This is a genomic window from Arenimonas aestuarii (assembly GCF_054781715.1).
The window spans coordinates 54,498-66,480 of sequence record NZ_BAAGTW010000006.1 but is presented as its reverse complement, the minus strand read 5'-3'; the positions used below and the strand labels follow the sequence as shown (position 1 = coordinate 66,480).

14 protein-coding genes are annotated in these 11,983 nt (G+C 70.2%); 6 read left to right on the top strand and 8 right to left on the bottom strand.

The genetic code is table 11. The features are described 5' to 3' along the window. The first annotated feature begins 26 nt into the window (after window positions 1-26). Window positions 27-716 carry a Fe2+-dependent dioxygenase gene (locus ACYVJH_RS09975; RefSeq protein WP_460454496.1) on the top strand — a complete coding sequence of 230 codons (690 nt, stop codon included), beginning with the start codon at window positions 27-29 and terminating at the stop codon, window positions 714-716. 5 nt (window positions 717-721) lie between these two features. Beyond that, complete coding sequence (locus ACYVJH_RS09970; protein WP_460454495.1) at window positions 722-1,888, top strand: PepSY-associated TM helix domain-containing protein; 1,167 nt, start codon at window positions 722-724, stop codon at window positions 1,886-1,888. On the opposite strand, the gene glyS is transcribed toward ACYVJH_RS09970, so the two are convergent. Together glyS and glyQ are read right to left on the bottom strand one after the other, a co-directional pair. Continuing rightward, on the bottom strand, window positions 1,877-3,967 hold the full coding sequence (glyS, locus tag ACYVJH_RS09965) for a glycine--tRNA ligase subunit beta (protein WP_460454494.1): 2,091 nt from the start codon (window positions 3,965-3,967) through the stop codon (window positions 1,877-1,879). The genes ACYVJH_RS09970 and glyS overlap by 12 nt on opposite strands. Then, the gene (gene glyQ, locus ACYVJH_RS09960; protein WP_460454493.1) at window positions 3,960-4,871 is read right to left on the bottom strand and encodes a glycine--tRNA ligase subunit alpha; all 912 of its coding nucleotides are present in this window, start codon (window positions 4,869-4,871) and stop codon (window positions 3,960-3,962) included. Before glyQ ends, glyS begins: the two co-directional genes overlap by 8 nt. 69 nt (window positions 4,872-4,940) lie before the next feature. Here glyQ and ACYVJH_RS09955 point away from each other — a divergent pair, with 69 nt between their 5' ends. Together ACYVJH_RS09955 and ACYVJH_RS09950 are read left to right on the top strand one after the other, a co-directional pair. Continuing rightward, window positions 4,941-5,669: a glutamine amidotransferase gene (locus ACYVJH_RS09955; protein ID WP_460454492.1), complete on the top strand. Its 729-nt coding sequence runs from the start codon at window positions 4,941-4,943 to the stop codon at window positions 5,667-5,669. A 5-nt stretch (window positions 5,670-5,674) separates the two neighbouring features. After that, window positions 5,675-6,598, top strand: coding sequence for a hypothetical protein (locus tag ACYVJH_RS09950; protein WP_460454491.1), 924 nt, complete (start codon window positions 5,675-5,677; stop codon window positions 6,596-6,598). A 7-nt stretch (window positions 6,599-6,605) separates the two neighbouring features. Here the strand turns inward: ACYVJH_RS09950 and ACYVJH_RS09945 are convergent, their stop codons facing one another. The 5 genes from ACYVJH_RS09945 to ACYVJH_RS09925 form a co-directional block, all read right to left on the bottom strand. After that, window positions 6,606-7,295: an RDD family protein gene (locus ACYVJH_RS09945; RefSeq protein ID WP_460454490.1), complete on the bottom strand. Its 690-nt coding sequence runs from the start codon at window positions 7,293-7,295 to the stop codon at window positions 6,606-6,608. Window positions 7,296-7,298: 3 nt separating this feature from the next. Continuing rightward, window positions 7,299-8,039, bottom strand: coding sequence for a twin-arginine translocase subunit TatC (tatC, locus tag ACYVJH_RS09940; RefSeq protein WP_460454489.1), 741 nt, complete (start codon window positions 8,037-8,039; stop codon window positions 7,299-7,301). After that, complete coding sequence (gene tatB, locus ACYVJH_RS09935) at window positions 8,032-8,460, bottom strand: Sec-independent protein translocase protein TatB (protein ID WP_460454488.1); 429 nt, start codon at window positions 8,458-8,460, stop codon at window positions 8,032-8,034. Before tatB ends, tatC begins: the two co-directional genes overlap by 8 nt. 29 nt (window positions 8,461-8,489) lie before the next feature. Next, a complete protein-coding gene (gene tatA, locus ACYVJH_RS09930; protein WP_460454487.1) occupies window positions 8,490-8,726 on the bottom strand; it encodes a Sec-independent protein translocase subunit TatA in 237 nt (78 codons plus the stop codon). 67 nt (window positions 8,727-8,793) lie between these two features. After that, window positions 8,794-9,483: a lipid-binding SYLF domain-containing protein gene (locus ACYVJH_RS09925; protein WP_460454486.1), complete on the bottom strand. Its 690-nt coding sequence runs from the start codon at window positions 9,481-9,483 to the stop codon at window positions 8,794-8,796. A 119-nt stretch (window positions 9,484-9,602) separates the two neighbouring features. On the opposite strand from ACYVJH_RS09925, the gene hemH reads away from it, so the two are divergent. After that, window positions 9,603-10,613 (top strand): ferrochelatase, encoded by a 1,011-nt coding sequence (gene hemH / locus ACYVJH_RS09920; RefSeq protein WP_460454485.1) that lies wholly within the window; start codon window positions 9,603-9,605, stop codon window positions 10,611-10,613. After that, window positions 10,613-11,455: an alpha/beta fold hydrolase gene (locus ACYVJH_RS09915; protein ID WP_460454484.1), complete on the top strand. Its 843-nt coding sequence runs from the start codon at window positions 10,613-10,615 to the stop codon at window positions 11,453-11,455. The genes hemH and ACYVJH_RS09915 overlap by 1 nt, the downstream gene beginning before the upstream one ends. On the opposite strand, the gene ACYVJH_RS09910 is transcribed toward ACYVJH_RS09915, so the two are convergent. Further along, window positions 11,452-11,976: a hypothetical protein gene (locus ACYVJH_RS09910; RefSeq protein ID WP_460454483.1), complete on the bottom strand. Its 525-nt coding sequence runs from the start codon at window positions 11,974-11,976 to the stop codon at window positions 11,452-11,454. The genes ACYVJH_RS09915 and ACYVJH_RS09910 overlap by 4 nt on opposite strands. Window positions 11,977-11,983 lie beyond the last annotated feature (7 nt).

Sequence of the window (11,983 nt, the reverse complement as noted above, 5' to 3'; positions counted from 1 at the left end):
GGCGCGGGCCCACCCAGGAGATCGCCATGCTGCTGCACATCCCCAACGTGCTCGACGCCGAACAGGTCGCCCACTTCCGCCAGCGCCTGGCCGGCGCCGGCTGGGCCGATGGCAAGTTGACCGCCGGTTACCAGTCGGCTCAGGCCAAGGACAATGCACAGTTGCCGGGAGCCGATCCGGTGGCGAAAGAGCTCGGAGGCCGGGTGCTCGACGCGCTCGGGCGTAGTCCACTGTTTTTCAGCGCGGCCTTGCCGCGCCGGATCTACCCTCCGCTGTTCAATCGTTATGCCGGCGGGCAGTCGTTCGGATTCCACATCGACAACGCCATCCGCTACGACACCGGGCCGGGCGGCAGCCAGGTGCCGGTGCGCACCGACTTGTCGAGCACCCTGTTCCTGTCGGGGCCGGACGAGTACGACGGCGGCGAACTGGTCATCCAGGACACCTACGGCACACAGCGCGTGAAGCTGCCGGCCGGCGACCTGCTGCTCTACCCCGGCACCAGCCTGCACCAGGTGACGCCGGTAACGCGTGGCGAACGCGTGGCCAGTTTCTTCTGGACCCAGAGCCTGGTGCGTGATGCCGGCCAGCGGCGCGAACTGTTCGAACTCGACCTGGCGATCCGCAGTCTCACCGCGGCGCAGCCGGGCCACGCGGCCCTGGTGCAACTCACCGGCGTCTACCACAACCTGCTTCGGCGCTGGTCGGACGCCTGAATACAATGCGTAACGTCTTGTTCCAAGTGCACTGGTTCCTGGGCATCACCGCCGGGCTGGTGCTGGTCCTGGTGGGCGTCACCGGCGCGATGTTGTCCTACGAGGATGCCGTGCTGCGCGCCATCAATCCCGGGGTGCTGGTGGTGCCGGCCAACGGTCGTCCGCGACTGGCTCCCGGCGACCTGCTCGAACGCGTGCAGCAGGCAATGCCCGGCCGGACGCTGCAGGCGGTGTCGCTGTCGACCGAGGCGGATGTGCCGGCACGGGTCACCTTCGCCCCGTCCGCCGAGGCCGTGCCGGGACCCGGCGGCCGTATGCGCGGGGAGAGCCGCGGGGTCGACCCCTACACCGGCGCGCTGCTGCCGCAACCGCGCGGCGAAGGCTTCTTCCGCACCACCATGCAGCTGCACCGGTGGCTGGCCACGGGCGCCGTCGGCAAGCAGATCGTTGGCGCCAGCACGGTGGCGCTGGTGTTCTTTTGCCTCTCGGGCCTCTACCTGCGCTGGCCGCGGCGCTGGAAAAGTCCGCGCGCGTGGCTGCTGTTCGATCCGGCGCTGACCGGGCGGCGATTCCTGTGGCACCTGCATTCGGTGGTGGCGACCTGGCTGCTCGTACCCTACCTGGTGATGGCGCTCACCGGGCTGTATTGGTCCTATGGCTGGTATCGCGACGGCCTGTACGCCCTGAGTGGCGCCGAAGCCCCGCAGCGCGGCGGCGACGTCGCCGACCCCGGCGACGCATCCACCCCGCTCGACGTGCAGGCGGCCTTCGCGGTCTTCCAAGCCCAGGTCGGTGACTGGACCACCGTCAGCCTGCGTCTTCCGGATCGGCCCGGCGCGAGCTTCGAGTTCAGCTACCGCAGCGGCGATGCCGCGCACGAGCGCGCCAACAACAGGCTGGTGCTCGATGCGGCCACTGCAACGGTGCAGGCGCACGAGCGCTTCGCCGACAAGCCGGCGGCCCAGCGCTTCATGGCCGGCATCTTCCCGCTGCACAGCGGGGCGTGGTTCGGACCGGTGGGGCTGGCGGTGTTTTGCCTGGCCAGCCTGGCGATGCCACTGTTCGCTGTTACCGGCCTGCAGCTTTACCTGGACCGTCGGGCGAAGAAGCGCGCCGGCCGCCAGCGCCGGCGCGAGCGAGCGCTGGCCGCGGCGCGGCGATCAGCTGGCTGACAGCTGCTCGACCGCGGCCACCGTGGCGAAACGATCGGCGACGCCGCGCAGCAGGGCCAGGCGGTTGTCGCGCAGGCCGGTGTCTTCGGCCATCACCATGGTGCGGTCGAAGAAGTTGTCCACCGGGCCTTGCAGCTTCGCCAGGCGCTTGAGCGTTCCGACGTAGTCACGCTTGGCCAGCATCGGGTCGGTGTCGGCCAGGGCCGAGGCCAGGGCGTCATGCAGTGCCTGTTCCGCGGGTTCGGCCAGCTTGGACTTGTCCACCGCATCGGGAATCGGCGATTCGACCTTGCGCAGGATGTTCCGGATGCGCTTGTTGGCCGACGCCAGCGCCCCGGACTCGCGCAGGCGCGCGAATTCGGCGATGGCCTTGAGCCGGCGGTCGAAGTCGAGCAGCGATGCCGGGCGCACTTCGGCGACGGCTTCGAACTGCAGGCCGGGGACGTTCTGGTCGGCGTAATAGGCACGCAGGCGGTCGAGGATGAAGTCCAGCAGTTCGCCCTGGTCGAGCGACAGGCCCGCCGGCAGGTTCTTCGCGGCCGCGTCCACCAGCGCCGGCAGTTCGAGTTCGAGCTCGCCTTCGATGATGGTGCGCGCTAGGCCCAGGGCATTGCGGCGCAGGGCGAACGGATCCTTGTTGCCGGTGGGCTTGAGACCGGCGGCGAAACCGCCGGCCAGGGTGTCCAGGCGTTCGGCGATGGCCAGCACCCGGCCCAGCGCCGACGGCGCGATGGCGTCGCCGCCGAAACGCGGCTGGTAGGCCTCGTCGATGGCGGCGGCCACGGCCTCGGGTTCGCCGGCGGCGGTGGCGTAGTAGCGGCCGGCGGTGCCCTGCAGTTCCGGGAACTCACCCACCAGGCGGCTCTGCAGGTCGCCCTTGGCGAGGCTGGCGGCCCGGCGCGCCTGGTCGGCATCCACGCCCAGCATGCCGGCGATGTCGCCGGCCAGCGCCGCGACGCGCGCTGACTTGTCGGCCACGCTGCCGAGCTTCTGCTGGTAGGTGACGCTGGCCAGGCCTTCGGCCATCGAAGCCAGGCCCTGCTTGAGGTCTTCGTCGTAGAAGAAGGCGGCGTCGGCGAAACGCGGGCGGATCACGCGCTCGTAGCCCTTGCGCACTTCGTCCGGGTCCTTGGACTCGATGTTGGCGATGCCGATGAACTTTTCGCTGAGCTTGCCGTCGGCGTCCATCACCGGGAAGAACTTCTGGTTGGACTCCATCGTCAGCACCAGGGCCTCGGACGGCACGCGCAGGAACTCCTTGTCGAAGCTGCACAGAACGGCCTTGGGCCACTCGACCAGGCAGTTCACTTCCTCGAGCAGCGCCGCCGGCACGCGGGCGTCGCCGCCGGCCTGTTTCGCGGCGGCGCTGATCTCGGCGCGGATGCGCTCGCGGCGCTCGCGCGGGTCGGCCAGCACCTTGGCTTCGCGCATGGCCTGCAGGTATTCGTTGGCTTCGTTGAGCCACACGCCCTTGGCGTGGTGGAAACGGTGGCCGCGGCTCATGCGGTCGGATTTCAGGCCCAGCACCTCGCCGGGCGCGACCTCGCGGCCAAGCAGGATCACCAGCCAGTGCGCCGGGCGCACGAAGGCGTAGTCACGTTCACCCCAGCGCATGGGCTTGGGCACCGGCAGGGCCTTGAGGGCCTCGGCGACGATTTCCGCCAGCAGGTCGGACGTGGCCGCGCCGGGGCGCGAGCTGCGGAAGACGAAGCGCATGCCCTTGGCGTCGGTGACGCGGTCGAGCTTGGTCCAGTCCACGCCGTTCTTCTGGGCGAAGCCCAGCAGGGCCGGGGTGGGCTGGCCTTGCGCGTCCAGGCCGATGTTGGTGTACGGGCCCGGCACCTCGCTGTGCTGGATCGGCTGCTGGGTCGCCACGGCCGGCAGGTATACGGCCAGGCGGCGGGGGGTATAGAGCGGGCCGGTGGGCACGGCGCCGCCATCGGCGTCCCTGACCACGATGCGTCGCGCGGCCAGGCCCTTGAGCACGCCGTCATGGAAGGCCTGCGCCAGTTCGGGCAGGGCCTTGGGCGGCAGCTCTTCGGTGCCCAGTTCGACCAGCAGCGGCAGGAAATCAGCCATGGGTGGCCTCCTTGCTCTTCATTCCGGGGAATCCCAACTTCTCACGTTGTGCGAAGTAGGCTTCGGCCACGCCGCGCGACAGGGTGCGCACGCGCAGGATGTAGCGCTGGCGCTCGGTGACCGAGATGGCGCGGCGGGCATCGAGCAGGTTGAAGCTGTGCGAGGCCTTGCAGACCTGCTCATAGGCCGGCAGCGGCAGGCCCAGCTCGACCAGCTTCAGGGCCTCGCGTTCGCAGGCGTCGAAGCGGTGGAAGAGCTCCTCGACGTCGGCGTGCTCGAAGTTGTAGGTGCTCTGCTCGACTTCGTTCTGGTGGTAGACGTCGCGGTAGGTCACCGGGCTGCCGTCGGGGCCGACGGTCCAGACCAGGTCGAAGACGTTGTCGACATTTTGCAGGTACATGCACAGGCGTTCGAGGCCGTAGGTGATCTCACCGGTCACCGGGCGGCATTCCATGCCGCCGGCCTGCTGGAAATAGGTGAACTGGGTGATCTCCATGCCGTTGAGCCAGACTTCCCAGCCCAGGCCCCAGGCGCCCAGGGTCGGCGATTCCCAGTTGTCCTCGACGAAACGCAGGTCATGCACCAGCGGGTCGACGCCCAGCGCCTTGAGCGAGCCGATGTAGCGCTCGACGATGTCGTCGGGATTGGGCTTGAGCACCACCTGGTACTGGTAATAACGCTGCAGGCGGTTGGGGTTTTCGCCATAGCGGCCGTCGGTGGGCCGGCGGCAGGGCTGCACGTAGGCGGCGTTCCACGGCTCCGGCCCCAGCGCGCGCAGGAAGGTGGCCGGGTGGAAGGTGCCGGCGCCGACCTCGAGGTCGAGCGGCTGGACCAGGACACAACCCTGTTCGCCCCAGTACTGGTTCAGGCGCTGGATCATTTCCTGGAAGGTCGGTGCGGTCATCGCGGTTTCGCCCTGTCCAAAGCAGGCTAGTATAGCCGCCGCCTGCGCCGCCGCCCTTCCAGACCCCTGATGAAACCCTTCCTCGTCCTTGAAACCGGCGACCCGGTCCCGAGCCTTCGCCGCCACGGTGGGTTTGGTCACTGGATCCGCGTTGCCGCCGGCCTGTCGGGCCGGGAATCGCAGGTGGTCCGGGTTTTCGAAGGCGAAGACCTGCCGGGACCCGGCGCCCACGCCGGTGTGATCATTTCCGGCTCGGGCGCCATGGTCACCGACCGCCAGCCCTGGTCCGAGCGCACCGCCGGCTGGCTTCGCAGCGCCGCCGAGGCCGGCCAGCCGCTGTTCGGCATCTGCTACGGCCACCAGCTGATCGCCCACGCCCTGGGCGGCCGGGTGGACGACAACCCGCAGGGCCGCGAGATGGGCACGGTGTCCGTGGACCTGGCCAACGGCGCCGGCCAGGACCCGCTGTTCGACGGGTTCCCCCGCCAGGTGCCGGCCCAGGCCAGCCATCTGCAGACCGTGGTGCAGCCGCCGCCGGGCGCGAGCGTGCTGGCGATGTCGGGTCGCGACAACTGCCAGGCCTTTCGTTGGGGCGAGGCGACCTGGGGCGTGCAGTTCCACCCCGAATTCAGCGTTGGCATGATGCGGGGCTACATCCACGCCCGCGCCGACGCCCTGCGCAAGGAAGGCACCTGCCCGCGTGAACTCGCGCAGGCGGTGCGCCCGACCCCGGCGGCACGACGCGTGCTGCGGCGATTCATCCACCTGGCGCGCCAGCGCGCCCGCAACGGAGCCTGATACCCATGAGTCCTTCCAATGTCGGCATGGCCGCCCCTTTCCGCTGGCTGCGCAAGGCCTTCGACGTCGGCCGCCGCAACCCCAAGGCCTTGTTCGGCGCGATCTCCCTGATGCTGGTGGTGGTCGTGGCGATCACGATGGCGCAGATGTTCCTGCAGGTCCTGGCGCAGGGCTCGATGACCGGCCTGATGGTGGTCATGGTGCTGATGACCGCGGTGAACTGGGTGGTGATGCCGCCGCTGGTGGGCGGGCTGTTCCGGGTGGTGGACGCCACCGACCGCGGCCTGCCCGTGGTCGCCAGCGACGTTTTCAATGCCTACGGCCGCGGCCACGGCGGCAAGCGCCTGGTCCTGGTCTCGCTGGTCTATTCGCTGTTCTACGTGGGTTTCGCCGCGCTGATGCTGCTGACGCCCCTGGGGCAGTTCTTCCGCGAGTACTTCACCATCGCCCTGGCCACGCCGGTAGGCGGCGAGCCGGACATGGCGGCGCTGCAGGCGCTGTTCGCGAAGACCACGCCGTCGACCTTCCTGTGGCTTCCGGTGGTGGCGATCGTGCTGTTCACCTGGCTGCATGCGTCGATGCTGGCCCTGGCCACCGCAGCCCTGCGCGACGTGGACGTGGCCACGGCGGTGGTTGCCGGCGCCCTGGCGGCGCTGCGCAACTTCCTGCCGTTGCTGGGCTTCGTGCTGGTGTTCCTGGTCGCCGGGTTCTTCGCGATGTTGCTGGTCGGGCTGGTGCTGGGCCTGCTCCTGGCGCTGCTGGCGATGGCCAGCCCGGTGCTGGTGGTGCTGGTGATGCTTCCGCTGATGCTGCTGGTGATGCTGGCGGTGTACGCGATGCTGTTCGCGTTCTACTACCACGGCTGGCGCGACATCTTCGGCCTGGCCGACGCGCCGGCGCCGCCGACCGAAGGCACGCTCGCGGTCTGAGCGCGGCTCAGGGCAAGCCGGCGTCCCAGGCGGCCACGGCCAGCAGCAGGTACTGGCTGGCCACCGTCGCCAGCACGGCGGCCACCGCCAGGGCCTGAACCAGCAGCCAGAAGCGGGCCCAGCGCGGGATCCGGGTCGTGGCCCCGGGGGCCAGCACCACGCAGGTGCCGGCCAGCAGGTCGTGCAGGGCACGGCCGTCGCGGCGGATCGCGGCCATCGCATGCCCCAGGTGCAGCAGCAGCCAAGACGGCGCCCCGGCGAAAAAACGCAGGGCGATGCGCCCCAGGCCCGGGCGGCTGCCGTCGACGGCCACCACGCGCAGGCCGGCCAGGCGCTTGCCGGGGGTGGCCTGCCAGGGCGAGGCTTCGAAGGTGATGAACCATAGGGCCGCCAGGGCGGCGATCACCAGGGCGGCGATGCCGATGGCTTCCAGCCAGGCGGCCACCATGGCCAGCAGCACCCCGCGCAGGGCGGGATCGGCGCTCCACTCGAACATGCCGGCCAGGGCATGGCCGCCGCTGGCATCCGACGCGGTCATCAGGTCGAACATGCGCAGTTCGGCTTCGGCCATGTGCAGCCAGGTGCGGTCGAGCATGCGCTGGCCGGTTTGCCAGAGCAGGGGCACCGACACTAGGACAGGCACCACCAGGTCCAGGCTGTAGGCGGCGTAACGGCGCCAGAAGCCGGACGGACGCATCGCTCAGGCGGCCTTGGGTTTCCGCGACAGCAGCATGCCGGCGACGATGCCCAGTTCGTAGAGCAGGCACATCGGGATCGCCAGCATCAGCTGCGACACCACGTCCGGCGGCGTGATGATGGCCGCCAGGATGAATACGCCGACGACCACGTAACCGCGCGCCTCGCGCAGCTGCGCCGGCGTCACCACCTTCAGCAGCACCAGCACCACCACCGCCACCGGCAGTTCAAAGCTCAGGCCGAAGGCCAGGAAGATGACCAGCACGAAATCCAGGTACCGGCTGATGTCGGTCATCATCGCCACGCCCTCGGGCGTGACCGCGGTGAGGAAGCCGAACACCGTCGGCAGCACCAGGAAATAGGCGAAGGCGCAGCCGGTGTAGAAAAGCACGATCGCCGCCAGCAGAAGTGGCCGGGCCAGGCGCTTTTCCTGCTGGTACAGGCCGGGCGCGACGAAGGCCCAGGCCTGGTAGATCAGCACCGGCATGCACAGCATCACCGCGGCGAAAAACGCCAGCTTCACCGGGGTGAAGAACGGCGAAGCGACCTCGATGGCCACCAGCTGGCCGCCGGCCGGCAGCTTGGCCAGCAAGGGCGCCGCCAGCTGGGCGTAGATGTCGTTGGCGAAGGGCATCAGCGCCACGAACACCAGCACCACGGCCAGCACGCCCTTGAGCAGGCGCGAGCGCAGCTCCAGCAGGTGGCCCATCAGGCTTTCTTCGCGCGGCGCGGCCGGATCAGTCATCGCGGCGCGGGGGCAGCAGGGAGGGTTGGCTGGGGGCGTCCTGCGCGTCGCCCGCGTCGTCCGCGGCGTCCGCGGCGTCGTCCGCCGGTGCGGCCAGGCCGGGTTCGGGCGCCGGCTGCCCGCGGGCCGAGGTTTCGGCCTCGCGCAGGGCGCTGCCGGCCTGGGCACTGGTTTCGTCGAGTTGGCGGCGGATGTCCTCGACGTCGCCACGCAGGTCGCGGGCCGGGTCGCCGATGCTTCGCTTCAGGTCCTCGGCGGCCATCTCGCGTTCGAATTCGGACTTGACCGAATACCACTGGGCGCGCGCCTTGCGCACCCACAGGCCGGTGAAACGCGCGGCCCGCGGCAGGCGTTCGGGGCCGAGCACCACCAGGGCCACCACCGCGATCACCAGCAGTTCGCTGAAACCCAGGTCAAACATGGCGGGGCCAAGGCCGGCCGGGGCCGGGCTCAGGAGTCCTTGTTCTGGCTGTCCTGCGACGCGCCTTCGCGCGGCTTTTCGCCAGCCTCGCGGCGCTCATTCTCCAGCTGCGAAGGCGGCGCTTCGTCGCCATCCTTGAGGCCCTTCTTGAAGCCCTTGATGCCCTCGCCCAGGTCCTTGCCGACGTTCGACAGTTTTTTGGTGCCGAACACCAGCACGACGACCACGAGCACGATCACCCAATGCCAAATGCTGAAACTGCCCATCTGCGTGCGTCCCGCGAATTAGGAATGCCCGGAGTCTAGCGCAGGCGGGCCGGGTCCGCCCTGGCCATCAGTCCTGGGAAACGGTGTTTTCCTCGAGCCTGTCGCGGAAGTCCACGACCGGGGACGGTGCCGCCGGGATACGGCCCTCGAAGATCTGCCGGGGGGTGGTGTTCTTGCCGTAGACGCGCTGGTTGGCGGTGTGGTCCATGCGCAGCCAGGTGCCGTCCAGGGACACGCCGGCGAACAGGCCGCGGGCGCGCGAGTAGCTGTAGATCTCGGCCTTGAGCTGCTCGTCGGTGCTGGCCTGGGCGCTGCGGCCCACCGGGCCGGCGGCCACCGAGGCGTCGGCGCCCAGGGTGAACTTGCCGTTGACGATGTCGTTGACGCCGCGTTCGGAGCGGAACACCAGGATGACGTCGGCCGACTGCACGCCGGCCTGGAAGCCGACGCTGCCGCCGCCGAGCTTGATGAAGCTGGGGTTGGACCAGGTGCCGTCGGGGCTGCGCACCGAGATCAGGCCCTTGCCGCCGCGGCCGCCGATGATCAGGCCGGCCTTGACCACGTCCGGAATGACGGCGATGGCATGGGCCTCGTCGAACATCTTTTCCGGGATGGCGGTTTCCGGGATGCGCATGATCTCGCCCAGCACGCGGGCGGCGTCGGCGGCCCTGGTTTCTTCCTTCTCGCCGGCCAGGGCGGGAGCGACGGGCAGCGCCAGCGCGAACGCGGCGATCACAAGGGCGAGGATTCGGGTCATGGGACGGTCTCCGGGTGGACGCAACGGCCTGAGTATGGGGGCGGGCAATGAACCGCGGGTGAGCCACGCCTTCACCCTGCGGATGATAAGTTGCGCGAAGCACACAATCACCGCCCCGCATGAAACCCTACCTCGACGCCCCCGTTCCCGCGCCCGGCTCCGGCCGCACGGCGCTGCTGCTGGTCAACCTGGGCACGCCCGACGCGCCGACGCCGGCGGCCGTGCGTCGTTACCTTGCGCAGTTCCTGCACGACCACCGGGTGGTCGAGCTGAGCCGCTGGATCTGGTGCCCGCTGCTGCACTTCGTGATCCTGCCGCTGCGCTCGCCGCGGGTCGCGCGAAACTACGCGTCGGTGTGGATGCAGGACGGATCGCCGCTACTGGTTTACGGCCAGCGCCTGGCCAGGCAGATGCAGCACGCCCTGCCCGACGTGCAGGTGCGCCTGGCCATGTGCTACGGCAACCCGTCCATACCCGACGTGCTGCGCCAGCTGCAGGCCGAGGGCATGCATCGGCTGCTGGTGCTGCCGCTGTACCCGCAGTTCTCCGCCTCGACGACGGCCGCGGTGATGGACGCGGTCAACGCCGAGCTGGCGACCTGGCGGCGCCCGCCGGAGCTGCGTTTCATCGCCGACTACCACGTCGATGCCGGCTGGCTGGACGCGCTCGAGGCGCGCGTGCGCGCGCACTGGGACCTGCACGGCCGCGCCGACCGCCTGGTGATGTCCTTCCACGGGCTGCCCAAACGCTTTGAAACCGCCGGCGATCCCTACCCACGCCAATGCGAGGCCGGTGCCCGCGCCCTGGCGACCCGGCTGGAGCTGGCCGACGAGCAGTGGCTGCTGACCTACCAGTCGCGTTTCGGCCGCGAGGAATGGCTGCAGCCCTACACCGACAAGACCCTGGAGGCCCTGGGCCGCGACGGGGTGAAGACCCTGGACGTGGTCTGCCCGGGCTTTGCCAGCGACTGCCTGGAAACCCTGGAGGAAATCGCCGTCGAAAACGACGAAGTCTTCCGCGCCGCCGGCGGCGAAGCGCTGCGCTACATCAGCGCGCTCAACGATGAACCCGGGCACGTGGCGGCCCTGTCGGCGCTGGCGCGCCGGCACCTGCAGGGCTGGCCGCACTGATGCAGGACATCGAGCTACAGACCGCGCGCGGGCCCCTGGCCGCGCTGCGCGGCGGCAACCCCGCCGGCCCGAAGCTGCTCTGCCTGCACGGCTGGCTCGACAACGCCGCCAGCTTCCTGCCGCTGGCGCCGCACCTGGCCGCCTTCGACTGGGTGGCGCTGGACCTGCCCGGCCACGGCGGTTCCTCGCATCGTGCGCCGGGTTACGACTACGCCTTCGCCGACTGGCTGCACGACGTGCTCGACGCGCTCGATTCCCTGGACTGGCCGCGGGCCGACCTGCTGGGTCATTCCATGGGCGGCGCCATCGCCTGCGTGCTGGCCGCCGCCGCGCCCGCGCGGGTTCGCCGTCTCGCCCTGGTCGAAGCCCTGGGTCCGGTGGCGGGCGACCCGGCCAAGGCCGGTGAACGGCTCCGCGACGCCGTCGCCGCGCGCCGCGGCAAACCTCCGCGTGCCCCGCGCGTCCTGCCCGACGTCGACACCGCCGTGGCCGCGCGGCTGGCCGCCAGCCGCATGTCGCCCGAAGCGGCGCGGCTGATCGTGCAGCGCAACCTGCGCGAGGTCGACGGTGGTTACGCCTGGCGCAGCGACCCGCGCCTGACCTGGCCCGGCCACGTGCGCATGGACGAAACCACCATCCGGGCCATGCTGCAGGCGATAGAAGCACCGGTGCGGGTGGTCGCGGCCGATCCGTCGCCGCCTTATTTCACGCCCGAGGTGCGCGAAGGACGCCTGGCCTGCCTGCGCGAGGCCAGCGTGGTGGTACTGCCGGGTGGCCATCACCTGCACATGGAACAGCCCGAGGCCGTGGCCGGGGCCCTGCTGGGCTTCCTGCGCGACTAGTCGCCCGCCGGGCCGACGGTCAGCGCCAGCGTGGTGCCGCCGCCGGTTTCTTCGACGAAATCGGCCTCCAGGTGCCGGCTGTCCTTGTCGAAGCCGGCCACGCGCACGGTGGCGTCGGCCTGCACCGTCACCTCGGTCCAGCCGGCCGCCCGCTGGGCCTTCCGGAATTCCTCGAAAACCATCGCCAGGCCGCGCGGGCTGTGCACGCCCAGAGAGACCGTCGCCCCCAGTCGGGTGGCGCTGGTGATGCTGGCATCCCGCGGCAGCGACACGTCGTCGGGGAAGTCCTCCGGCAGGGCCAGGTTGTCGCCGCTGGTGGCGCGGTAGATGCCGGCCTCGGTTTCCAGGGTGAGCGTACGTTCGCCGACGGCGGCCTGGCCGTCCGCGGCCTGCTGGCGGGCGTTGGCTTCAAGCGCCTCTTCCACCAGGGTCCCGGGCGCACTGTCGGGCGTGCCGCCGCAGGCGCAGCAAAGCAGGGCGGCGAGGCAGGCGGGAAGCAGGCGGCGGGTGGACGGGGCCAAGGTGGCT

Bases quoted from the DNA above. Each gene is read 5' to 3' on its own strand.
- ACYVJH_RS09925 (WP_460454486.1), bottom strand. From the start codon at position 9,483: ATGACCCGAATCCTCGCCCTTGTGATCGCCGCGTTCGCGCTGGCGCTG.
- tatA (WP_460454487.1), bottom strand. From the start codon at position 8,726: ATGGGCAGTTTCAGCATTTGGCATTGGGTGATCGTGCTCGTGGTCGTC.
- ACYVJH_RS09945 (WP_460454490.1), bottom strand. From the start codon at position 7,295: ATGCGTCCGTCCGGCTTCTGGCGCCGTTACGCCGCCTACAGCCTGGAC.
- glyS (WP_460454494.1), bottom strand. From the start codon at position 3,967: ATGGCTGATTTCCTGCCGCTGCTGGTCGAACTGGGCACCGAAGAGCTG.
- ACYVJH_RS09950 (WP_460454491.1), top strand. From the start codon at position 5,675: ATGAGTCCTTCCAATGTCGGCATGGCCGCCCCTTTCCGCTGGCTGCGC.
- ACYVJH_RS09975 (WP_460454496.1), top strand. From the start codon at position 27: ATGCTGCTGCACATCCCCAACGTGCTCGACGCCGAACAGGTCGCCCAC.
- tatB (WP_460454488.1), bottom strand. From the start codon at position 8,460: ATGTTTGACCTGGGTTTCAGCGAACTGCTGGTGATCGCGGTGGTGGCC.
- glyQ (WP_460454493.1), bottom strand. From the start codon at position 4,871: ATGACCGCACCGACCTTCCAGGAAATGATCCAGCGCCTGAACCAGTAC.
- ACYVJH_RS09955 (WP_460454492.1), top strand. From the start codon at position 4,941: ATGAAACCCTTCCTCGTCCTTGAAACCGGCGACCCGGTCCCGAGCCTT.
- ACYVJH_RS09970 (WP_460454495.1), top strand. From the start codon at position 722: ATGCGTAACGTCTTGTTCCAAGTGCACTGGTTCCTGGGCATCACCGCC.
- tatC (WP_460454489.1), bottom strand. From the start codon at position 8,039: ATGACTGATCCGGCCGCGCCGCGCGAAGAAAGCCTGATGGGCCACCTG.
- ACYVJH_RS09915 (WP_460454484.1), top strand. From the start codon at position 10,613: ATGCAGGACATCGAGCTACAGACCGCGCGCGGGCCCCTGGCCGCGCTG.
- hemH (WP_460454485.1), top strand. From the start codon at position 9,603: ATGAAACCCTACCTCGACGCCCCCGTTCCCGCGCCCGGCTCCGGCCGC.